Origin of the sequence: Haloactinopolyspora sp. (genome assembly GCF_027324685.1) — a bacterium.
In the GTDB taxonomy this organism is placed as follows: Bacteria; Actinomycetota; Actinomycetes; order Jiangellales; family Jiangellaceae; genus Haloactinopolyspora.
Window position 1 is genome coordinate 17,104 of the sequence record NZ_DAHVSH010000102.1, and the last position, 19,694, is coordinate 36,797.

Annotated in this window: 30 protein-coding genes; 1 reads left to right on the forward strand and 29 read right to left on the reverse strand. The window is 66.9% G+C overall.

Translation table 11 applies throughout. The features are described 5' to 3' along the window. Window positions 1-32: 32 nt before the first annotated feature. The 28 genes from map to rpsL form a co-directional block, all read right to left on the reverse strand. Entirely contained in the window at window positions 33-851 is an 819-nt protein-coding gene (gene map / locus M6444_RS11710) for a type I methionyl aminopeptidase (protein WP_298327244.1), read from the reverse strand. A gap of 31 nt (window positions 852-882) precedes the next feature. Beyond that, window positions 883-1,452 (reverse strand): adenylate kinase, encoded by a 570-nt coding sequence (locus tag M6444_RS11715; RefSeq protein WP_363326337.1) that lies wholly within the window; start codon window positions 1,450-1,452, stop codon window positions 883-885. A 5-nt stretch (window positions 1,453-1,457) separates the two neighbouring features. Then, complete coding sequence (gene secY / locus M6444_RS11720) at window positions 1,458-2,765, reverse strand: preprotein translocase subunit SecY (RefSeq protein WP_298327249.1); 1,308 nt, start codon at window positions 2,763-2,765, stop codon at window positions 1,458-1,460. A 172-nt stretch (window positions 2,766-2,937) separates the two neighbouring features. Then, window positions 2,938-3,387 (reverse strand): 50S ribosomal protein L15, encoded by a 450-nt coding sequence (gene rplO, locus M6444_RS11725; RefSeq protein WP_363326333.1) that lies wholly within the window; start codon window positions 3,385-3,387, stop codon window positions 2,938-2,940. Next, entirely contained in the window at window positions 3,384-3,620 is a 237-nt protein-coding gene (rpmD, locus tag M6444_RS11730) for a 50S ribosomal protein L30 (protein ID WP_363326334.1), read from the reverse strand. The genes rplO and rpmD overlap by 4 nt, the downstream gene beginning before the upstream one ends. Next, on the reverse strand, window positions 3,617-4,231 hold the full coding sequence (gene rpsE / locus M6444_RS11735; protein ID WP_298327252.1) for a 30S ribosomal protein S5: 615 nt from the start codon (window positions 4,229-4,231) through the stop codon (window positions 3,617-3,619). The genes rpmD and rpsE overlap by 4 nt, the downstream gene beginning before the upstream one ends. Window positions 4,232-4,309: 78 nt before the next feature. Further along, the gene (gene rplR, locus M6444_RS11740) at window positions 4,310-4,693 is read right to left on the reverse strand and encodes a 50S ribosomal protein L18 (RefSeq protein ID WP_298327255.1); all 384 of its coding nucleotides are present in this window, start codon (window positions 4,691-4,693) and stop codon (window positions 4,310-4,312) included. A 3-nt stretch (window positions 4,694-4,696) separates the two neighbouring features. Continuing rightward, the gene (rplF, locus tag M6444_RS11745) at window positions 4,697-5,236 is read right to left on the reverse strand and encodes a 50S ribosomal protein L6 (RefSeq protein WP_298327257.1); all 540 of its coding nucleotides are present in this window, start codon (window positions 5,234-5,236) and stop codon (window positions 4,697-4,699) included. A gap of 20 nt (window positions 5,237-5,256) precedes the next feature. After that, on the reverse strand, window positions 5,257-5,673 hold the full coding sequence (gene rpsH / locus M6444_RS11750) for a 30S ribosomal protein S8 (RefSeq protein ID WP_298327259.1): 417 nt from the start codon (window positions 5,671-5,673) through the stop codon (window positions 5,257-5,259). Between the two features lie 77 nt (window positions 5,674-5,750). Next, on the reverse strand, window positions 5,751-5,936 hold the full coding sequence (locus M6444_RS11755; RefSeq protein WP_129665331.1) for a type Z 30S ribosomal protein S14: 186 nt from the start codon (window positions 5,934-5,936) through the stop codon (window positions 5,751-5,753). Window positions 5,937-6,028: 92 nt separating this feature from the next. After that, entirely contained in the window at window positions 6,029-6,601 is a 573-nt protein-coding gene (gene rplE, locus M6444_RS11760) for a 50S ribosomal protein L5 (RefSeq protein ID WP_363326335.1), read from the reverse strand. Continuing rightward, window positions 6,601-6,939, reverse strand: a complete 339-nt coding sequence (rplX, locus tag M6444_RS11765; RefSeq protein WP_298327266.1) for a 50S ribosomal protein L24 — start codon at window positions 6,937-6,939, stop codon at window positions 6,601-6,603. Before rplX ends, rplE begins: the two co-directional genes overlap by 1 nt. Window positions 6,940-6,943: 4 nt before the next feature. Next, the gene (gene rplN / locus M6444_RS11770) at window positions 6,944-7,312 is read right to left on the reverse strand and encodes a 50S ribosomal protein L14 (RefSeq protein WP_298327269.1); all 369 of its coding nucleotides are present in this window, start codon (window positions 7,310-7,312) and stop codon (window positions 6,944-6,946) included. Between the two features lie 7 nt (window positions 7,313-7,319). Beyond that, window positions 7,320-7,604 (reverse strand): 30S ribosomal protein S17, encoded by a 285-nt coding sequence (gene rpsQ / locus M6444_RS11775; RefSeq protein WP_298327341.1) that lies wholly within the window; start codon window positions 7,602-7,604, stop codon window positions 7,320-7,322. A gap of 95 nt (window positions 7,605-7,699) precedes the next feature. Further along, window positions 7,700-7,969, reverse strand: a complete 270-nt coding sequence (gene rpmC, locus M6444_RS11780; protein WP_298327271.1) for a 50S ribosomal protein L29 — start codon at window positions 7,967-7,969, stop codon at window positions 7,700-7,702. After that, the gene (gene rplP, locus M6444_RS11785) at window positions 7,969-8,388 is read right to left on the reverse strand and encodes a 50S ribosomal protein L16 (protein WP_298327273.1); all 420 of its coding nucleotides are present in this window, start codon (window positions 8,386-8,388) and stop codon (window positions 7,969-7,971) included. The genes rpmC and rplP overlap by 1 nt, the downstream gene beginning before the upstream one ends. Before the next feature lie 3 nt (window positions 8,389-8,391). After that, window positions 8,392-9,291: a 30S ribosomal protein S3 gene (rpsC, locus tag M6444_RS11790; RefSeq protein WP_363326336.1), complete on the reverse strand. Its 900-nt coding sequence runs from the start codon at window positions 9,289-9,291 to the stop codon at window positions 8,392-8,394. Then, window positions 9,291-9,695, reverse strand: a complete 405-nt coding sequence (gene rplV, locus M6444_RS11795; RefSeq protein ID WP_298327276.1) for a 50S ribosomal protein L22 — start codon at window positions 9,693-9,695, stop codon at window positions 9,291-9,293. The genes rpsC and rplV overlap by 1 nt, the downstream gene beginning before the upstream one ends. 32 nt (window positions 9,696-9,727) lie before the next feature. Next, on the reverse strand, window positions 9,728-10,009 hold the full coding sequence (gene rpsS, locus M6444_RS11800; RefSeq protein ID WP_298327279.1) for a 30S ribosomal protein S19: 282 nt from the start codon (window positions 10,007-10,009) through the stop codon (window positions 9,728-9,730). Between the two features lie 17 nt (window positions 10,010-10,026). Next, the gene (gene rplB / locus M6444_RS11805; protein WP_298327282.1) at window positions 10,027-10,863 is read right to left on the reverse strand and encodes a 50S ribosomal protein L2; all 837 of its coding nucleotides are present in this window, start codon (window positions 10,861-10,863) and stop codon (window positions 10,027-10,029) included. Window positions 10,864-10,900: 37 nt separating this feature from the next. Further along, window positions 10,901-11,203 carry a 50S ribosomal protein L23 gene (gene rplW, locus M6444_RS11810; protein WP_298327285.1) on the reverse strand — a complete coding sequence of 101 codons (303 nt, stop codon included), beginning with the start codon at window positions 11,201-11,203 and terminating at the stop codon, window positions 10,901-10,903. After that, window positions 11,200-11,856, reverse strand: a complete 657-nt coding sequence (gene rplD / locus M6444_RS11815) for a 50S ribosomal protein L4 (protein ID WP_298327288.1) — start codon at window positions 11,854-11,856, stop codon at window positions 11,200-11,202. Before rplD ends, rplW begins: the two co-directional genes overlap by 4 nt. Beyond that, a complete protein-coding gene (gene rplC / locus M6444_RS11820) occupies window positions 11,853-12,530 on the reverse strand; it encodes a 50S ribosomal protein L3 (protein ID WP_298327290.1) in 678 nt (225 codons plus the stop codon). Before rplC ends, rplD begins: the two co-directional genes overlap by 4 nt. A 14-nt stretch (window positions 12,531-12,544) precedes the next feature. Next, window positions 12,545-12,853 (reverse strand): 30S ribosomal protein S10, encoded by a 309-nt coding sequence (gene rpsJ, locus M6444_RS11825; protein WP_298327293.1) that lies wholly within the window; start codon window positions 12,851-12,853, stop codon window positions 12,545-12,547. 432 nt (window positions 12,854-13,285) lie between these two features. Continuing rightward, window positions 13,286-14,482, reverse strand: coding sequence for an elongation factor Tu (gene tuf, locus M6444_RS11830; RefSeq protein WP_298327294.1), 1,197 nt, complete (start codon window positions 14,480-14,482; stop codon window positions 13,286-13,288). Between the two features lie 123 nt (window positions 14,483-14,605). Then, the gene (fusA, locus tag M6444_RS11835) at window positions 14,606-16,711 is read right to left on the reverse strand and encodes an elongation factor G (RefSeq protein WP_298327297.1); all 2,106 of its coding nucleotides are present in this window, start codon (window positions 16,709-16,711) and stop codon (window positions 14,606-14,608) included. Between the two features lie 42 nt (window positions 16,712-16,753). Then, complete coding sequence (rpsG, locus tag M6444_RS11840) at window positions 16,754-17,224, reverse strand: 30S ribosomal protein S7 (protein WP_298327300.1); 471 nt, start codon at window positions 17,222-17,224, stop codon at window positions 16,754-16,756. Continuing rightward, the gene (gene rpsL, locus M6444_RS11845) at window positions 17,224-17,598 is read right to left on the reverse strand and encodes a 30S ribosomal protein S12 (RefSeq protein ID WP_298327303.1); all 375 of its coding nucleotides are present in this window, start codon (window positions 17,596-17,598) and stop codon (window positions 17,224-17,226) included. The genes rpsG and rpsL overlap by 1 nt, the downstream gene beginning before the upstream one ends. A gap of 588 nt (window positions 17,599-18,186) precedes the next feature. Here rpsL and M6444_RS11850 point away from each other — a divergent pair. Then, a complete protein-coding gene (locus tag M6444_RS11850; protein ID WP_298327306.1) occupies window positions 18,187-18,699 on the forward strand; it encodes a DUF1992 domain-containing protein in 513 nt (170 codons plus the stop codon). Window positions 18,700-18,742: 43 nt separating this feature from the next. Here M6444_RS11850 and M6444_RS11855 read toward each other — a convergent pair whose 3' ends face one another. Continuing rightward, a complete protein-coding gene (locus M6444_RS11855; RefSeq protein WP_298327308.1) occupies window positions 18,743-19,498 on the reverse strand; it encodes a hypothetical protein in 756 nt (251 codons plus the stop codon). Between the last annotated feature and the right edge of the window lie 196 nt (window positions 19,499-19,694).

Here is a 19,694-nt window from a genome sequence, read left to right on the forward strand (position 1 = left end):
TCAGGGTAACCCCCCAATCGTCCCCGATCCGCTCACCAGAGATCGGACAGGGACGCACCGGGTGTCGACACACCCAGCGCGCTCAGCCGCTCGACGCCGGCGTCGAGTGCCGTCAGCACGAGCGGGCCCTCGGGGGTGACCGCGACACTGTGCTCGAAATGCGCCGCCCACGAACCGTCGTCGGTCTTGACCGTCCACTGGTCGGCGAGGGTGTGAGTGGCCGGCGAGCCCAAGGTGATCATCGGCTCGATGGCCAGGCACAGGCCCGGCACCAGCTTGGGCCCACGCGCCCGCGTGCGGTAGTTCAACACATGCGGGTCCTGGTGCATGGCGGTCCCGATGCCGTGTCCGCCGTATTCTTCGACCAGCCCGTAGTCGCCCCTGGAGCGCACGGTCTTCTCCACAGCGGCCCCGATGTCGCGGACGCGCCGGCCGCTGCGCATCGCCGCGATCCCCGCCCACAACGCGTCTTCGCACACGCTCAGCAGCTCCGCGACGTCATCGGTCACCGTGCCCACCGGCACTGTCACCGCGGCGTCACCGTGCCAACCGTCGACGACGGCGCCGAAGTCGAGCGAGACGATGTCACCGTCGCGGAACGCGACGTCGTCAGGGATGCCATGCACGACGACGTCGTTCACCGACACGCACACCGTGGCTGGGAACCCCCCGTAACCCAGGAAGTTCGACGTCGCGCCGCGCTCGCGCAACTCGCGGCGGGCGATCTCGTCGAGGTCTCGCGGCGTGACGCCCGGCTGGATCTGCTCGCGCAGCACCGCGTGGATCTCGGCCACCACGATTCCGGCCCGCCGCATCTTCGCGACCTCAGCCGGTGTCTTGATCTCGATCATGATTCAACACGGACCGGCTTGACACAGCCGGTCAGCGCTGGAACGGCTCAGAGACGGCATCGGCTACGCGCGCAGCCACCTCGTCGACGGTGCCCATACCGTCGACCTTGGCGACCAGCCCGCGTTCGGAGTAGACCGCGATCAGCGGCGCCGTCTCTTCCAGGTAGACCTCTTGGCGGCGCCGGATCACCTCTTCGCTGTCGTCGCTGCGGCCGGCTTCCATCGCCCGCTTGTGCAACCGCTGCACGACTTCGTCGACGTCGACGGTCAACTCGATGACCCGGTCGAGCTGGGTGCCCGACTCGGCGAGAACACCGTCGAGGAACTCGACCTGGGCCAGGGTGCGCGGATAACCGTCGAGCAGAAAGCCGTCGGCGGCGTCCGGCTCGGCCAGCCGGCCACGCACCATCTCATTGGTGATGGAGTCCGGCACGTACTCTCCGGCGTCGAGGTAGCGCTTGACCTCGACGCCCAGCGGTGTTCCAGCGGAGATGTTGGCGCGGAAGATGTCTCCGGTCGAGATGGCCGGGATGCCCAGCCGCTTGGCGAGCAACTCCGCCTGGGTCCCCTTGCCCGCACCTGGCGGGCCCATGATCAGAATTCGCGTCACCGGAGGAACCCCTCGTAGTTGCGCTGCTGCAGCTGGCTCTCGATCTGCTGCACCGTCTGGAGTCCGACGCCGACCATGATCAGGATGCTCGTGCCGCCGAACATGTTGTTGAACGCCTGCCCGCCGTCACCGGCAGGGTTGATGGCGTTGAACGCCAGCAGCGGCAACAGTGCCACCAAGGCGAGATAGATCGCACCGGCCGAGGTGATGCGGTTGAGGACGTAGGACAGGTACTCCTCCGTCGCTCGACCGGCACGGATACCGGGAACGAAGCCGCCGTACCGCTTCATGTTGTCGGAGATGTCCTTCGGGTTGAACGTGATGGACACGTAGAAGAAGGTGAACCCGACGATCAGGAAGAAGTAGAACGCGATGTACAGCGGGTGCGAACCCCTGGTGAAGTTGTCCTGGATCCACAGTCCCCAGCTCGTCGTCTGGTTGAACTGTGCCGCCAGCAACGGGATGTACAGCAGGGACGAAGCGAAGATCACCGGGATGACGTTGGCTTGGTTGATCTTCAACGGGATGTACGTCGACGACCCGCCGTACATCTTCCGCCCGACCATCCGCTTGGCGTACTGCACCGGGATACGGCGCTGAGACTGCTCGACGAACACGATCAACGCGATGACGATCAGTCCGACGACCACCACGATGCCGAAGATCGCCCAGCCACGGCTCTGCTGGATGCTCCAGAACATGCCCGGCACACTGGCCACGATCTGGGTGAAGATCAGCAACGACATGCCGTTGCCGACGCCGCGGTCGGTGATGAGCTCACCGAGCCACATCACGACGCCGGTACCGGCGGTCATCGTGACGATCATGATCGCCACCGTGCCCAGCGAGTCGTCAGCCAGGACCTCCTCGGGGCAGTTCGGGAAGAACTGACCCCGCCGGGCGAGCGTGATGATCGTGGTCGACTGCAGCAGCGCCAGGCCGATGGTGAGGTACCGCGTGTACTGCGTGATCTGCGCCTGCCCGGACTGGCCCTCCTTGCGCAACGCCTCGATGCGCGGAATGACGACCGTGAGCAGCTGGAAGATGATGGCGGCGGTGATGTACGGGATGATGCCGAGGGCGAACACCGCCAGCTGGAGCATCGCTCCACCGGAGAACAGATTGAGCATCCCGTAGATGCCCTCGTTCCCGGCCAGGTCCACGCAGTTGCGGACCGCGGCGACGTCGACACCGGGCGTGGGCACGACCGAACCGAGCCGGAAGATCGCGATGATGCCCAGCGTGAACAGTAATTTCTGGCGCAGGTCAGGGGTACGAAAAGCCTGCGCGAACACTCTGAGCACTTCAGGGCCTCCTGCGATACCGGCGTCGCGAGGTGTGCCGGCACAGTGGTCGGTAAGTCAACTCACAGACGTTAACACCACCGGCACACCGACCTCCCCGAGGCGCTCGCCGTCCGAGACGGACCGCAAGCGCATCGGCAAGATCGTCGTTGCGCACCGGCATCGGTCGAAACTACAGCCGAGTGGCCGTGCCGCCGGCTGCCGTGATCTTCTCTTCCGCGCTCTCCGAGAACGCATGGGCGTTCACCTGAAGCGCAACCGAGACATCACCGGTGCCGAGGATCTTGACCTGCTGGCCACTGCGCACAGCGCCCTTCGCCACGAGGTCCTCGACCGTGACCTCGCCGCCGTCGGGGTACAACGCGGCGAGCTTGTCGAGGTTCACCACCTGGTACTCGACCCGGAACGGGTTCTTGAACCCCTTGAGCTTCGGCAGGCGCATGTGCAGCGGAAGCTGCCCGCCCTCGAAGTTGGCGGGAACCTGGTACCGAGCCTTGGTGCCCTTGGTACCGCGCCCGGCCGTCTTACCCTTCGACGCCTCGCCTCGGCCCACCCGCGTCTTCGCGGTCTTGGCGCCGGGAGCCGGCCGCAGGTGATGCGGCTTCAACGGCGAGTTGCTCATCGCTGGTCACTCTCCTGCACTGTGTCGTTGCTGGCCTCGGCGGCAGAGATCGCTTCGACCGAGACGAGGTGAGCCACCGTCCGCACCATGCCGCGGATCTCGGGCCGATCGTCCTTGACGACCTCGTGGCCGATACGCCGGAGACCCAGTGAGCGCAACGTGTCACGCTGCGACGATGTTCCGCCGATCCGGCTGCGGACCTGACGGATCCTCAGCTTCTTGGCTTCGCTCACGCACCGGCCTCCGCCCTCGCCCGCAGCATCGCCGCAGGCGCAACATCCTCGAGTGCGAGACCACGCCGGGCCGCCACCTTCTCGGGCGGCTCGAGGCTCTTGAGCGCCGTGATCGTCGCGTGCACGATGTTGATCGCGTTCGTCGAACCGAGCGACTTGCTGAGGACATCGTGGATGCCCGCGGCCTCGAGCACGGCACGCACCGGCCCGCCGGCGATCACACCGGTACCCGGTGAGGCCGGACGCAGGAGGACGATGCCGGCAGCCTTCTCACCCTGCACCGGGTGCGGGATGGTCCCCTGGATGCGCGGCACCCGGAAGAACTGCTTCTTGGCTTCCTCGACGCCCTTGGCGATAGCCGAGGGCACCTCCTTGGCCTTGCCGTAACCGACACCGACGGTTCCGTCCCCGTCGCCCACGACCACCAGGGCTGTGAAGCTGAAGCGACGACCGCCCTGGTGGACCTTGGCCACCCGGTTGATGCCGACCACGGTCTCGATGTAATTGGTCTTGTCCGCGTCGCCGCCGCGACGGCTGTCGCGGTCGCGACGGTCACGGCGATCGCGGCGCTCGCCACCGGCGCCACCACCGCGGCGCTGGGGTTCAGCCATGATGTCCTCTATCCTCTCGCAAACGTAGCGCCCGAGACACGTACCCCCGTCGAGGGCGCGAATGTGCCGGCGCGAATGTCACAGTTTCAGTCCGTGGTCACGTGCGCCGTCAGCCACCGCGGCCACCCGGCCGTGGTACTGGTTGCCGGCTCGGTCGAACACCACAGCTTCGACACCGGCCTCCTTGGCGCGCTCGGCCACGAGTTCGCCCACCCGGCGCGCCTTGGCGGTCTTGTCGTCGCTCGACGCCCGCAGGTCGCTTTCCATGCTGGACGCCGACGCCAGCGTGCGTCCGGTGGTGTCGTCGACGACCTGGGCCACCATGTGCCGCAGCGAGCGAGTGACGACCAGCCGCGGCCGAGTGGTCGTGCCGCTGATCTTCTTGCGCACCCGCAGATGCCGCCGGTTGCGCGCGGCGGTCTTCTCGCCGCGATGGACCTGGCGATTGATCGCGATGCCCATGGTTTACTTCCCAGCCTTTCCGACCTTGCGCCGGACCCGCTCGCCCTCGTAGCGCACGCCCTTGCCTTTGTACGGCTCCGGTGGGCGAAGACCACGGATCTTGGCCGAGACATGGCCGACCTGTTGCTTGTCGATGCCCTGAACAGCGAACTTCGTCGGAGACTCGACGGCGAACGTGATGCCCTCGGGCGCCTCGAACAGGATCGGGTGGCTGAACCCGAGCGCAAACTCGAGGTCCTTGCCCTTGGCCGTGACGCGGTACCCGACACCCACGATCTCGAGCTTCTTCTCGTAGCCCTCGGTGACCCCGGTGACCATGTTCGACACCAGCGTGCGGCTGAGTCCGTGCATGGCCCGGCTCTCCTGCTCGTCGTCCGGGCGGCGAACCTCGATGGCGCCGTCGTCGGAACGATGCAGTTCGATCATCTCCGGCAACGTACGGCTCAGCGTGCCCTTCGGGCCCTTCACCGTCACGTCGCTGCCGTCGACGGCGACGTCGACCCCCGCAGGAACGGGAATCGGGAGCTTGCCGATACGCGACATGTCTTCTCTGCTCCTTCCCGTTACCAGACGTAAGCGAGGACTTCCCCGCCCACACCCTGCTTGGAGGCCGCACGTGCGGTCAGCAGCCCCTGCGACGTCGAAATGATCGCGACGCCCAGGCCACCGAGCACCTTCGGCATGTTGTTGGCCTTGGCATAGACCCGCAGCCCCGGCTTGCTCACGCGCCGGACGCCGGCGATGGAGCGCTCCCGCGACGGGCCGTACTTCAACTCCAGTACGAGCGACTTACCCACCGCGCCCTTGCCCGGCTCGGTCGGCTCCTCTACGGAGTACCCGGCGATGTAGCCCTCTTGCTTGAGGATCTCAGCGATGTGTGCCTTGATCTTGCTGTACGGCATCGCCACGGTCTCGTGGTGCGCCGAGTTCGCATTACGCAGACGGGTCAGCATGTCTGCGATCGGATCGGTCATGGTCATGGATTCGTAACCACTTTCCCGCCGGGGTTTCCTCCCGTTCGCTCACGAGAGGACCTACGGCGATGAGATGGGATGGTCTACCAGCTGGACTTCGTCACGCCCGGCAGCTCACCGCGATGAGCCATTTCGCGCAGGCAGACCCGGCACAGACCGAACTTGCGGTACACCGAGTGCGGGCGTCCACACTTCTGGCAACGTGTGTAGGCACGCACCGCGAACTTCGGCTTGCGCTGCGCCTTGTTGATCAGCGCCTTCTTCGCCACGTCACTGCTCCTGTGTCATCGGGTCGCGTTCCTCGGTTCGCTTGCTCCGCGGGCGGCTCGTTCCTCGCCGACCACTCTGCTCGCTCACCTCGTCACTGCTCCTTGAATGGGAAGCCGAGCCGCCGCAACAGCTCCCTCCCCTGGTCGTCGTCGGTCGCGGTGGTGACCACGGTGATGTCCATGCCGCGCACCCGATCGATTCGGTCCTGGTCGATCTCGTAGAACACCGACTGCTCGTTGAGACCGAACGTGTAGTTGCCACGACCGTCGAACTGGCGCGGCGACAAGCCACGGAAGTCCCTGATCCGCGGGAGCGCGATCGTGACCAGCCGGTCGAGGAACTCCCACATCCGGTCGCCCCGCAGGGTGACGTGGGCCCCGATCGGCATCCCTTCACGCAGCTTGAACTGCGCGATGGACTTGCGCGCCTTGGTGACCGCCGGCTTCTGCCCGGTGATCGTGGCCAGGTCGTTCACCGCGCCCTCGATCAGCTTCGCGTCGCGAGCAGCTTCGCCGACACCCATGTTGACGACAACCTTCGCCACCGTGGGCACCTGCATGATGTTCGCGATGTCGAACTGCTCGCGCAGCCCTGCGATGATCTCGTCGCGGTAGCGCTGCTTGAGCCGTGGAACAGCGCGGGCGGGCGCATCCGTCATTGTCATCAGATTTCCTCACCGGTGCGCTTGGCGTACCGGACCTTGTTGCCGTTGTCGTCGAATCGGTACCCGACACGGCTACCGACCGTCTTCTTCTTGCCGTCGACGTCGACCTCGACCGCGAGCGCCACGTTGGAGACGTGAACCGGCGCCTCCTGGTGCACGATCCCGCCGGACTGCTGCGTTCCCCGGGCGGTCTGCGTCGGCTTGGTGTGCTTGGTGATGCGGTTGACACCCTCGACGAGCACCCGCTCGTCCTTGGGGTAGGCCGCGATCACCTTGCCGACGACACCCTTGTCCTTGCCCGCGGTGACGACGACCTTGTCACCTTTCTTGATGCGCATTGGCTCACAACACCTCCGGCGCGAGCGAGATGATGCGCATGAAGCGCTTGTCCCGCAGTTCACGGCCGACGGGCCCGAAGATGCGCGTACCGCGTGGGTCACCGCCGTCCCTGATGATCACTGCCGCGTTCTCGTCGAAGCGGATGTAGGAGCCGTCCGGCCGGCGGCGCTCCTTCACGGTCCGCACGACCACGGCCTTGACGACTTCACCCTTCTTCACGCCCCCGCCGGGGATGGCGTCCTTGACGGTCGCCACGATGACGTCGCCGATACCGGCGTAGCGCCGGCCGGAGCCGCCGAGGACACGGATGCACAAGATCTCCTTGGCACCCGTGTTGTCGGCGACGCGAAGTCGCGACTCCTGCTGAATCATCTCGCTCCTACTTCGCCTTCTCGATGATCTCCACGACGCGCCAGCGCTTCGTCGCCGACAGCGGCCGGGTCTCCATCAACAAGACCCGGTCACCCACCCCGGCGGCATTCTGCTCGTCGTGCGCCTTCAGCTTGCTGGCACGCCGGATGACCTTGCCGTACATCCGGTGCTTGAAGCGGTCCTCGACGGACACGACCACGGTCTTGTCCATCTTGTCGCTGACCACGCGGCCCTGACGGACCTTGCGGTACCCACGGCCCGGCGTGGCGCTCTGCGCCGCCGACGGCGCGATCTCGCCGGTCGCCGCCGCTTCCGCAGCCGCGGCCGCGGTGTCCAGCACCGGTGTGTCCGAGTTCTCGTTCACGTTGTCTTCCTTGCTCGTCGGGCTCACGAGGCATCACCGGCCGAGGACTTTCCGTCGGTCGATCCTTCGACCACGCTGACGATGCCGAGCTCGCGCTCGCGCATCACCGTGTAGATGCGCGCGATGTCGCGCCGGACGGCCTTGAGCCGGCCGTGACTCTCCAGCTGGCCGGTGGCGCCCTGGAACCGGAGGTTGAACAGGGTCTCCTTGGCCTCGCGCAGCTCCTCGAGGAGCTCGGCGTCCGAGCGTTCGCGCAACGACGCCGCGTCGAGATTCTTCGAACCGATCGCCATTACCCTTCACCTGCCTCGCGTGCGACGATGCGAGCCTTCATCGGCAGCTTGTGGATCGCACGCGTGAGAGCTTCCCGAGCCACGTCCTCGTTCGGGTAGGACAGCTCGAACATCACTCGGCCCGGCTTCACGTTCGCCACCCACCACTCCGGCGAACCCTTACCGGAACCCATGCGGGTCTCGGCCGGCTTCTTCGTCAGCGGGCGGTCCGGGTAGATGTTGATCCACACCTTGCCGCCACGACGGATGTGCCTGGTGATGGCGATACGAGCGGCCTCGATCTGCCGGTTGGTCACGTAGTGACCTTCGACAGCCTGGATACCGTACTCACCGAAGGCGAGCGACGTGCCGCCCTTGGCCAGCCCACGCCGCTTGGGGTGGTGCTGCTTGCGGTACTTGATCTTGCGGGGGATCAGCATGACTCAACCCTCCTGCCCGCTGCCGGTCTCGGTCGTGGCGGGCGCCTCAGGCGCGGGCTGCGCAGGCTGGGTCGCTTCGGCCACAGGTGCCTCGGCAGCCTGCGCCGCTTCGGTGACCTCGGCAGGAGCCTCAGGTGCCGCCGCTGCGGCCTCACTGCGCTCGCCGCCGCCACCGCCGCGGGTCGGCCGGCGGCGCTCCGGACGACGACGTCCCTGCTGCGCGCGAGCCTGAGCAGCCTGCTCGGCCGCCCGCTCCGAACGCGAACCGCTGACGTCGCCCTTGTAGATCCAGACCTTCACGCCGATGCGGCCGAAGGTCGTCCGGGCCTCGTAGAAGCCGTAGTCGACATCGGCACGCAACGTGTGCAGCGGCACGCGGCCCTCGCGGTAGAACTCCGAGCGGCTCATCTCCGCACCGCCCAGGCGGCCCGAGCACTGAATCCGCACACCCTTGGCACCGGCCCGCATGGTGGTCTGCAGCGCCTTACGCATCGCGCGACGGAACGCCACGCGAGCCGAGAGCTGCTCGGCCACGCCCTGGGCGACCAGCTGAGCGTTGATCTCGGGCTGCTTCACCTCGAGGACGTTCATCTGGACCTGCTTGCCCGTCAGCTTCTCGAGCTCCGAGCGCAGCCGGTCCGCGCCGACGCCGCGGCGGCCGATGACGATGCCCGGCCGGGCGGTGTGGATGTCGACACGCACCCGGTCGCGGGTCCGCTCGATGTCCACGTGCGAGATACCCGCGCGCTCCATGCCGTCGGTCATCAGCTTCCGGATCGCGACGTCTTCAGCGATGTAGTCGCGGTAGCGCTGACCCTTCGTGGTGCTGTCGGCGAACCACCGGCTCTTGTGGTCGGTGGAAACGCCGAGCCGGAACCCGTGCGGGTTGATCTTCTGACCCACTAGCGGGTCCCTCCTCTCGAACCGGCCGAGGCACGCTTGCCCGCACCGGCCGGTGTGTCGTCGCTCGCCGACGGCTTCCGGTCGACGACGACCGTGATGTGACACGTCCGCTTGTTGATCCGGCTCGCCCGGCCGTGCGCCCGCGGACGGAACCGCTTCATCGTCGGCCCCTCGTCCACGTACGCCTCGGCGACAGTGAGCGCCTCACGCGGCGTGCCGGTGAGGTCGTCGGCATTGGCGGCCGCGCTCTCGAGCACCTTGCGCACCGGTACCGCAGCGGCCTGCGGGGCGAACCTCAACAGCGCCGACGCCTCGTCGACGTCCATGCCACGGATGAGGTCCACCACACGGCGCGCCTTCGTGGGCGTGACACGGACGAACCGCGCTTGAGCCCTGGCTTCCATCGTTGACTCCTGTAGTTGACTCGTGGTGGACGTCACCGGCGCCGAGCGCGGCGGTCGTCCTTCTCGTGGCCCTTGAACGTTCGCGTGGGGGCGAACTCGCCGAGCTTGTGCCCGACCATCGCCTCGGTGATGAACACCGGGACGTGCTTACGACCGTCGTGCACCGCGATCGTGTGACCGATCATGTCCGGCACGATCATCGAGCGCCGAGACCAGGTCTTGATGACGTTCTTCGTGCCCTTATCGTTCTGCGCCTCGACCTTCTTGGCCAGGTGCTCGTCGATGAAGGGGCCCTTTTTCAGGCTACGCGGCATCTCTACGACTCCTGCACTCAGCGCTTCTTGCCGGTCTTGCGGCGACGGACGATCTGACGGTTGCTCGGCTTGTTCTTCTTGCGGGTGCGGCCCTCAGGCATACCCGCCGGGTTGACCGGGTGCCGACCGCCCGACGTCTTGCCCTCGCCACCACCGTGCGGGTGGTCGACCGGGTTCATCGCCACACCGCGCACCGAGGGCCGCTTGCCCTTCCAGCGCGACCGGCCGGCCTTGCCCCAGTGGATGTTCGAGTGTTCGGAGTTGCCGACCTCGCCCACCGTCGCACGGCAGCGCGCGTCGACGTTGCGGATCTCACCCGAAGGCATCCGCAACTGCGCCCACGTGCCTTCCTTGGCCACCAGCTGGACGCTGGAACCGGCCGAACGCGCGATCTTCGCGCCGCCACCGGGCCGCAGCTCGATCGCGTGCACGACCGTACCGACCGGGATGTTGCGCAGCGGCAGATTGTTGCCGGGCTTGATGTCGGCGCTGGGACCGGCCTCGATGCGCGCACCCTGCCGCAGCCGCGTCGGCGCGAGGATGTAGCGCTTGTCGCCGTCGGCGTAATGCAGCAGCGCGATCCGCGACGTGCGGTTGGGGTCGTACTCGATGTGCGCGACCTTGGCCGGCACGCCGTCCTTGTCCGCACGGCGGAAGTCGATGACCCGGTACTGGCGCTTGTGGCCGCCACCCTGATGCCTGGTCGTGATTCGCCCGGAGCTGTTCCGCCCGCCCTTCTTGGGCAGCGGCCGCACGAGCGACTTCTCCGGCTCGGATCGGGTGATCTCGACGAAGTCGGCGACGCTGGAGCCACGCCGGCCCGGTGTCGTCGGCTTGTACTTTCGGATTGCCATTCGTCGTAACCTCGATACTCGTATCCTCGGCCCTGGCTCAGCCGACCGGGCCGGAGAAGATGTCGATGCGCTGGCCCTCGGCCACGGTCACAATCGCGCGCTTGGTGTCCGGCCGCTTGCCCACACCGAAGCGGGTCCGGCGGCGCTTGCCCTGGCGGTTGTGCGTGTTGACGCCGGTGACCTTGACGTTGAACACCTTCTCGACAGCGATCTTGATCTCGGTCTTGTTCGCATGGGGTGCGACCACGAAGGTGTACTTGTTCTCGTCGAGCAGCCCGTAACTCTTCTCGGACACGACCGGGACGAGCAGGATGTCGCGAGGATCCTTGATGGTGCTCACTTGGCCTCCTCCTCAGCCTTGGCCGTCCGAGCGTGCCCGGCCACGAAAGCGTTCAGAGCGTCCTGGGTGAACACCACGTCGTCGGCGCACAGCACGTCGTACGTGTTGAGCTGGTCGGCGACGATCAGGTGCACCTGCGGCACGTTGCGCAGGCTCTTCACGCTCAGTTCGTCGCCGCGCTCGACCACGACGAGCACGTTCTTGCGCTCGGTCAGGTTCTGCAGCGTGGCCATGGCGGTCTTCGTCGAAGGCGTGTCGCCGTCGACGAAGCGCGCGACCACGTGGACCCGCCCGTGGCGGGCCCGGTCCGACAGCGCCCCGCGCAGCGCGGCGGCCTTCATCTTCTTCGGCGTGCGCTGGGCGTAACTACGCGGCTGCGGGCCGTGCACGATGCCACCGCCGGTGAACTGCGGCGCACGGATCGAGCCCTGCCGGGCGCGGCCGGTGCCCTTCTGCCGATAAGGCTTCGCACCGCCACCCGCGACCTGGCCGCGGGTCTTGGTCGCATGGGTACCCTGCCGGGCCGCCGCCAACTGTGCCACCACGACCTGGTGGATCAGCGGCACGTTCACCTGGACGTCGAAGATCTCGGCCGGCAGTTCGACCGTGCCGTCCGCGGCGCCCTTCGGGTCCAGAACGGAGACGGTACTCATTTCTTCGTCTCTCCCTTCGCCGCCGTGCGGACGAACACCAAGCCACCGTCGGGGCCGGGAACCGCGCCCTTGAGCAGCAGCACGCCCTTCTCGGCGTCAACGGCGTGCACCGACACGTTCATCGTGGTGACGCGCTCGCCGCCCATCCGCCCGGGCAGCTTCTTACCCTTGAACACCCGGCCCGGCGTGGCGGCGCCGCCGATGGCGCCCGGCGAGCGGTGCTTGCCGTGCACACCGTGCGAGGCGCGCAAGCCACCGAAGCCGTGGCGCTTCATGGCACCGGCGAAGCCCTTGCCCTTGGTCGTACCCGTCACGTCGACCAGCTCGCCGGCCTCGAACACCTCGGCGGTCAGCTCCTGACCGAGCGTGTACTCCGAGGCGTCAGCTGTGCGCACCTCGGCGATGTGCCGGCGCGCGGTGACTCCCGCCTTGTCGAAGTGTCCCTGCGCGGGCTTGGTCACCTTGCGCGGGTTCGGCGCACCGAACGCGATCTGCACCGCGTCGTATCCGTCCTTCTCCGGCGTGCGCACCTGGGTCACCACACAAGGCCCGGCCTTGACCACGGTGACGGGCACGACGCGATTGTTCTCGTCCCATACCTGGGTCATGCCGAGCTTCTCGCCGAGCAGCCCACGAACAACGCGTCGAGCCGCGCCTGTCGTCTCTGTAGTCATCGTTCGCGCGTCCCTTAGAGCTTGATCTCGATGTCGACACCGGCCGGCAAGTCGAGGCGCATCAGCGAGTCGACCGTCTTCGGCGTGGGGTCGATGATGTCGATCAGCCGCTTGTGTGTGCGCATCTCGAAGTGCTCGCGGCTGTCCTTGTACTTGTGCGGCGACCGGATGACGCAGTACACGTTCTTCTCGGTAGGCAGCGGCACCGGGCCTGCGACCACCGCGCCGGTGCGCGTCACCGTGTCGACGATCTTGCGCGCCGACGTGTCGATGACCTCGTGGTCATAGGCCTTGAGCCGGATGCGGATCTTCTGTCCCGCCATGGCTGCTTGTCGTCCTCACTCTTCGCACTGCTTGAGATCCGATCTGACCGAAACACTGGCCAGGCGCCCCGCCCGACCGACCCCCGCGGTCGGGCGTGTCGCGATCCGGCACAAGGCACGGCTCGACGACACGCTTCGAGTCGAGGGGTTCTTCTGGAGGAGCCGACCCGGCCACCTCGTGGCCGAGCCTGCATGACGGAGTTCGACGCCGAGGGAGTCGGACCTTGCCGACTCTGGGCGCATAGCCCTGACGTCGCCCACCACCGAGCAACCTGAACAGTATGCCAGACGGGATCGGCCTCTGGCCAATCGGGCGAGCCGGTCTGATCAGGACGATGCTGTTCGCGTCGCCGTGCTGACCAAACCAACTCGTGCGTGAAGGGCGGTCGGTTGCCGCTGACTGCGGCCCCGGCCGCCCTTCACCTGACGAACCTACTTGATGATCTTCGTGACGTGACCGGCGCCGACCGTCCGCCCACCCTCACGGATGGCGAACTTGAGGTTCTCCTCCATGGCGACCGGCTGGATCAGCTCGACCGACATGGTGGTGTTGTCGCCGGGCATGACCATCTCGGTGCCTTCCGGCAGCGTCACGACGCCGGTGACGTCGGTCGTGCGGAAGTAGAACTGCGGACGGTAGTTGTTGAAGAACGGCGTGTGCCGCCCGCCCTCGTCCTTGCCGAGAATGTAGACCTGCGCCTCGAAGTTGGTGTGCGGCGTGGTGGTGCCGGGCTTCACGGCGACCATGCCGCGCTCGACGTCTTCGCGCTTCGTACCACGCAGCAGCAGACCGACGTTCTCACCCGCACGAGCCTCGTCCAGCGTCTTGCGGAACATCTCGACCGCGGTGACCGTGGTCTTCTGCGCCGGGCCCGGACGGATACCGACGAGCTCGACCTCTTCGTTGGCCTTCAGCACGCCGCGCTCGACCCGGCCGGTGACGACCGTGCCGCGCCCGGTGATGGTGAAGACGTCCTCGATCGGCATGAGGAACGGCTTCTCGATGTCGCGCACCGGGTCCGGGATGTTGGCGTCGACAGCGTCCATGAGCTCCTCGACGGACTTGACCCACTCCGGGTCGCCCTCGAGCGCCTTGAGCGCGGAGACCTTGACCACCGGAGCGTTGTCGCCGTCGAAGTCCTGCTCGCTGAGCAGCTCACGGACCTCCATCTCGACGAGCTCCATGATCTCCTCGTCGTCGACCATGTCGGCCTTGTTCAGCGCGACCAGGATGTACGGCACGCCGACCTGACGGGCCAGCAGCACGTGCTCCTTGGTCTGCGGCATCGGGCCGTCGGTCGCGGCGACGACCAGAATGGCGCCGTCCATCTGCGCAGCGCCGGTGATCATGTTCTTCACGTAGTCGGCGTGACCGGGAGCGTCGACGTGCGCGTAGTGGCGCCGCTCGGTCTGGTACTCGACGTGCGAGATGTTGATCGTGATGCCGCGCTGCTTCTCTTCCGGCGCCTTGTCGATGTCGTCGAACTGCGACGCGTCGTTCAGGTCCGGGAACTTGTCGTGCAGCACCTTCGTGATCGCCGCGGTCAGCGTCGTCTTACCGTGGTCGACGTGCCCGATGGTACCGATGTTGACGTGCGGCTTGGTCCGCTCGAACTTCGCCTTAGCCACTGTGGGTCCTCCTGTTAGGACTCGTACGTTGCCGATGTCCCGCGAACGGTGCGCTCGGCTGGTTTTTCTTTTGGTCGGGTGTGCCTACGTGTTGCCGGCCGGGAGAAGGTACCCCGGAGACGATCACTCGCCCCGGGCCTTCTTGATGATTTCCTCAGCCACGTTACGAGGCACTTCGGCATAGGAGTCGAAGTGCATCGAGTAGCTCGCCCGGCCCTGGGTCTTGCTGCGGAGGTCACCGACGTAGCCGAACATCTCCGACAGCGGGACCAGCGCCTTGATGATGCGCTGGCCGGCACGTTCCTCCATGGCCTGCACCTGGCCACGGCGGGAGTTGAGGTCGCCGATGACGTCACCCATGTACTCCTCCGGGGTGGTCACCTCGACCGCGAACACCGGCTCGAGCAGAACCGGGTCCGCGCGCCGCGCAGCCTCTTTGAACGCCATGGAACCGGCGATCTTGAATGCCAGCTCCGACGAGTCGACGTCGTGATACGCGCCGTCCTGCAGCGTGACCTTGACGTCGACCAGCGGGTATCCGGCGACCACACCGTGTTCCATGGCCTCCTGGCAGCCCTCGTCCACCGACGGGATGTACTCCCGCGGGATGCGGCCACCGGTGACGTTGTTGACGAACTCGTATCCGCCATCGCCGTCACCACCGGTGGGTTCGATGTCGATGATGACGCGGCCGAACTGGCCCGAACCACCGGTCTGCTTCTTGTGGGTGTACTCGACCTTCTCGACCTTGCGGCGAATGGTCTCGCGGTAGGCCACCTGCGGCTTACCGATGTTGGCCTCGACCTTGAACTCGCGCTTCATCCGGTCGACGAACACCTCGAGGTGGAGCTCGCCCATCCCGGAGATGACCGTCTGCCCGGTCTCCTCGTCCGTGCGGACCTGGAAGGTCGGGTCTTCTTCGACCAGCCGCTGGATCGCCGTGGACAGCTTGTCCTGGTCGCCCTTCGTCTTCGGCTCGATGGCCACGTGGATGACCGGGGCCGGGAACTTCATCGACTCCAGGATCACCGGCTGGTTGGCGTCGGACAGCGTGTCACCCGTCGTGGTGTTCTTCAGGCCCATGACGGCGACGATCTGCCCGGCGCTCGCGCGCGTGATCTCTTCACGCTTGTTCGCGTGCATCCGGTAGATCTTGCCGATGCGCTCCTTGTGGCCCTTGGTGCTGTTGAGCACCTGAGTGCCGGCGGTGAGCGTGCCGGAGTACATCCGGACGAACGTGAGCTTGCCCAGGTGCGGGTCGGCCATGATCTTGAACGCCAACGACGACAACGGGGCGTCCTCATCGGGCTCGCGCTCGATGATTTCGTCCTCGTCGTTCATCGCGTGACCCTGCACTGCGCCGACGTCCTTCGGCGAGGGCAGGTAGTCGACGACGGCGTCAAGCATCGGCTGCACGCCCTTGTTCTTGAACGCCGAACCGCACAGCACCGGGGTGACGCTGTTGGCGATGGTGGCGCGACGGATCGCCGCCTTGAGCTCCTCCTCCGACGGCTCCTTGCCGTCCAGGTAGAGCTCCATCATCGCTTCGTCGTTCTCCGCGAGGGTCTCGAGCAGCTTGTCGCGCCACTCGGCCGCGGCCTCGATGTGCGTGTCGGGGATGTCGACGGTGTCGTACATCTCCCCCAGCGGCGTGTCCGGCGACCAGATCAGGGCCTTCATCCGGACGAGGTCGACCAGTCCGCGGAAGTCCGCCTCGACGCCGATCGGCAGCTGGAGAACCAGCGGCGTCGCGTTGAGACGCGTGACGATCATGTCCACGCAGCGGTGGAACTCAGCGCCCGTACGGTCGAGCTTGTTGACGAAGCACATCCGCGGAACGCCGTACTTGTCCGCCTGGTGCCACACGGTCTCCGACTGCGGCTCGACCCCGGCGACCCCGTCGAAGACGGCCACCGCGCCGTCCAGGACACGCAGGTTGCGCTCGACCTCGACGGTGAAGTCGACGTGGCCGGGGGTATCGATGATGTTGATGGTGTGGTCGTTCCACTCGCAGGTCGTGGCAGCGGAGGTGATGGTGATACCCCGCTCCTGCTCCTGCTCCATCCAGTCCATCGTGGCGGCACCCTCGTGGGTCTCGCCGATCTTGTAGTTGATACCCGTGTAGTAGAGGATCCGCTCTGTGGTCGTGGTCTTGCCCGCGTCGATGTGGGCCATGATGCCGATGTTGCGGACCTTGGCCAGATCAACTTTGCGGAGGTCGGTCGCCATTCGTGCGTCGCTTCCTGGGTTCGTCGGGTGCCTGCGCGCGGACTACCAGCGGTAGTGCGCGAAGGCGCGGTTCGACTCGGCCATCTTGTGGGTGTCCTCGCGGCGCTTCACGCTGGCTCCGAGGCCGTTGGAGGCGTCGAGGATCTCGTTCATCAGTCGTTCGGTCATCGTCTTCTCGCGCCGCGCGCGCGAGTAGCTGACCAGCCACCGCAGCGCCAACGTGGTGCTGCGCCCAGCGCGCACCTCGATCGGCACCTGGTAGGTCGCGCCACCGACTCGGCGGCTGCGCACCTCGAGGGTGGGCTTGACGTTGTCCAGCGCGCGCTTGAGCGTCACGACCGGGTCGGTACCGGTCTTTTCACGGCAGCCCTCCAGAGCACCGTGCACGATGCTCTCGGCGACGGACTTCTTACCGTCGACGAGCACCTTGTTCACCAGCTGGGTCACCAGCGGCGAACCGTAGACCGGGTCGACGACGACCGGTCGCTTCGGGGCCTGGCCCTTGCGCGGCATCAGCTCTTCTCCTTCTTCGCGCCGTACCGACTGCGCGCCTGCTTGCGGTTCTTCACGCCCTGCGTGTCGAGCGAACCGCGGACGATCTTGTAACGGACGCCGGGCAGGTCCTTCACGCGACCGCCACGCACGAGCACCATCGAGTGCTCCTGCAAGTTGTGGCCCACGCCCGGGATGTAGGCGGTGACCTCGATCTGGCTGGTCAGTTTCACGCGGGCGACCTTCCGCAGAGCCGAGTTCGGCTTCTTCGGGGTGGTGGTGTACACGCGCGTGCACACACCACGCCGCTGCGGGCTGCCCTTGAGCGCCGGGGTCTTGTTCTTGCCGACCTTGTCCTGGCGGCCCTTACGGACCAGCTGCTGGATCGTGGGCACTACGTCTCCGTTGTCCTCGAACGTGTGTCGAACTGCCTCGACGTTTGGATTCTGCGGTTCACACCGGTCGTTGACGGCGTGAAGCGACGGCGGCCGCTGCTGCGACCCCCGCGGTCGGGCGTGTCGGCCCGATTCCGCTCCACATGACCGAGCCCGATCGGTGTGGTCGGTGGATCTGTCCGGCAAATCGGCCAACTCGTCGGCTGGGCGCACCGGATTGCCCGGAGCAGTCCAGGCACGAGGATTGAGATTACCCGCTCGAGGGCACCCAGGTCAAAGCGGGCTGCATCAGATTTCCAGCGGGTTCCCTACAACTTAACCCAGGACGAAGCTTCTCGTCATCCGGTGCCCACCGCCACGCCGCCCATACCGGACAGCCCGGGCCGCCGGCGACCCGGACGCGGTCCCCGCCGATGCGTGGACGCCATGGCGAAGTCGTCTGGTCGCAGCCTCGATGACCAGCGCGTTTACCGCCACGGCTAACGGGCGGGCAGGTGCGGCCGGCCCGGAGGCGACGCAATAGAATTGGGGGACGCCGCGTGTCCGGCCGGCAGCGCCGCGACGCCACGCCCTGGAGGTGCCGTTTCGATGGCCGAACGCAAACCGTCGGGAATCAGCTTCGAATCGTGGATCGACAAGCAGATCCGCGAAGCTGAGGAACGCGGCGCGTTCGACAACTTGCCCGGCACCGGCAAGCCGCTGCCGAATCTGCACCGGGCCAACGACGAGATGTGGTGGGTGCGTGAGAAACTCGCCCAGGAAGGGCTGTCGTCCGACGACGTCCTCCCGACACCGCTGAAGCTGCGCAAAGAGAAGCACCGCCTGCGCGAGACCGTCAGCACCTTACGCTCGGAACGACAGGTACGAGATGCCGTGGCCGAACTGAACACGCGCATCATGGACTGGCTGCGGGCACCGTCGGGTCCGCAGATTCCGATCAGACCGGCCGATGCCGATTCCGTCGTGGACCAATGGCGCGCCGACCGTGCGGCCGCTCAGCCGCCCACGCAGCAGGCCGCACCTGCACCAGCCGAGCCGTCTCGCGGCGTCACGTCGGCACGCCTGTCGTGGTGGCGGCGACCGTTCGGTGCGCGCCGGTGAGGTGACCGCCCAGGCGACGATGGCCTCGTGCGCGAGGCGACGATCAGCATCGGTATCCGCCGTCAGCCAAGCCCGCCTCCTGCTCCAGAGGGTGCCGGCACGGGTCGTTCGGGTTGTGCCGAACGAGGTAGGCCCAGATGAACCGGACGAAGCCGTAGCGCGCCCACTGCTCGGAGTGCACCTTCTCGTGCCGAAGCAGGCGGTGCAGACTCGGCGCAGCCGAGCCCCTCGGCGCCCGGCCGGACTCTATCGCCTCGGACAGAACGCGCGCCGGTTGGTCATTCGAGCCGTTGACGACGAAGACGTCCCCCCACGTGGTGCCGGCGCGCGCAGTGAACATGTCGACCGCGTTCGGCACCGGCCCGATCTTGGGCCCGGCGGCCGCCATCATCGTTCCGCCCGGAGTGGCCACCACGGCTCCGCCGGTGCGTAGGATCAGCCCCACGTCGCCGGTCGTCAGGCCGAGCGGGCCCCGATAGGTCCATGCGTTGCGTTCACGCCGATTCGTCGTGCTCGGCCGACCGCCGTTGAGCAACTCGGTGACCCGGCTCAGGTGCCGGGCGCTGGCGGCGGCACTGATCCGCACGTACGGCCGTCCGCTCGGCGCGCGCCACACGGTCAGCGCCTCGAGCGCCTCGAACGTCGTCGGTTCGACACCTTCCTGCTGGGCGCGCGCCACGACGTCGCGGGGACCCGACACCGTCGGCAACGTCCACCAGACCCACTCCCGGTACAACGCTGTCGGCTCGGCGGCGCCGAGCAAGCCAGCCTGACGCAGGTGATCGATGCTCGTGGCCACACCTGCGCTGTCGAAACGCTCGGCGTCGTACAGCGATGACCTCCCAACTCAGCCTGCCGTGGCGTCACGGTGACTCGGCCGGCACACCCGACGCGGATCGGACACTTCATCAGTATGAGCCGCGCAGACGGCGATACGGACCATCCGATCCGACGCGGGCGCGGCGACGAAAAGGGCGGTGCGATCGCCGATCGCG

Excerpts from the sequence above, each read along its gene's own strand:
- map (WP_298327244.1), bottom strand. The coding sequence starts at position 851 with ATGATCGAGATCAAGACACCGGCTGAGGTCGCGAAGATGCGGCGGGCC.
- rplO (WP_363326333.1), bottom strand. The coding sequence starts at position 3,387 with ATGAGCAACTCGCCGTTGAAGCCGCATCACCTGCGGCCGGCTCCCGGC.
- rpsE (WP_298327252.1), bottom strand. The coding sequence starts at position 4,231 with ATGGCTGAACCCCAGCGCCGCGGTGGTGGCGCCGGTGGCGAGCGCCGC.
- rplR (WP_298327255.1), bottom strand. The coding sequence starts at position 4,693 with ATGGGCATCGCGATCAATCGCCAGGTCCATCGCGGCGAGAAGACCGCC.
- rplF (WP_298327257.1), bottom strand. The coding sequence starts at position 5,236 with ATGTCGCGTATCGGCAAGCTCCCGATTCCCGTTCCTGCGGGGGTCGAC.
- rpsH (WP_298327259.1), bottom strand. The coding sequence starts at position 5,673 with ATGACCATGACCGATCCGATCGCAGACATGCTGACCCGTCTGCGTAAT.
- rplE (WP_363326335.1), bottom strand. The coding sequence starts at position 6,601 with ATGACAATGACGGATGCGCCCGCCCGCGCTGTTCCACGGCTCAAGCAG.
- rplX (WP_298327266.1), bottom strand. The coding sequence starts at position 6,939 with ATGCGCATCAAGAAAGGTGACAAGGTCGTCGTCACCGCGGGCAAGGAC.
- rplN (WP_298327269.1), bottom strand. The coding sequence starts at position 7,312 with ATGATTCAGCAGGAGTCGCGACTTCGCGTCGCCGACAACACGGGTGCC.
- rpmC (WP_298327271.1), bottom strand. The coding sequence starts at position 7,969 with ATGGCGATCGGTTCGAAGAATCTCGACGCGGCGTCGTTGCGCGAACGC.
- rplP (WP_298327273.1), bottom strand. The coding sequence starts at position 8,388 with ATGCTGATCCCCCGCAAGATCAAGTACCGCAAGCAGCACCACCCCAAG.
- rplV (WP_298327276.1), bottom strand. The coding sequence starts at position 9,695 with ATGGAAGCCAGGGCTCAAGCGCGGTTCGTCCGTGTCACGCCCACGAAG.
- rpsS (WP_298327279.1), bottom strand. The coding sequence starts at position 10,009 with ATGCCGCGTAGCCTGAAAAAGGGCCCCTTCATCGACGAGCACCTGGCC.
- rplB (WP_298327282.1), bottom strand. The coding sequence starts at position 10,863 with ATGGCAATCCGAAAGTACAAGCCGACGACACCGGGCCGGCGTGGCTCC.
- rplD (WP_298327288.1), bottom strand. The coding sequence starts at position 11,856 with ATGAGTACCGTCTCCGTTCTGGACCCGAAGGGCGCCGCGGACGGCACG.
- rplC (WP_298327290.1), bottom strand. The coding sequence starts at position 12,530 with ATGACTACAGAGACGACAGGCGCGGCTCGACGCGTTGTTCGTGGGCTG.
- rpsJ (WP_298327293.1), bottom strand. The coding sequence starts at position 12,853 with ATGGCGGGACAGAAGATCCGCATCCGGCTCAAGGCCTATGACCACGAG.
- fusA (WP_298327297.1), bottom strand. The coding sequence starts at position 16,711 with ATGGCGACCGACCTCCGCAAAGTTGATCTGGCCAAGGTCCGCAACATC.
- rpsG (WP_298327300.1), bottom strand. The coding sequence starts at position 17,224 with ATGCCGCGCAAGGGCCAGGCCCCGAAGCGACCGGTCGTCGTCGACCCG.
- M6444_RS11850 (WP_298327306.1), top strand. The coding sequence starts at position 18,187 with ATGGCCGAACGCAAACCGTCGGGAATCAGCTTCGAATCGTGGATCGAC.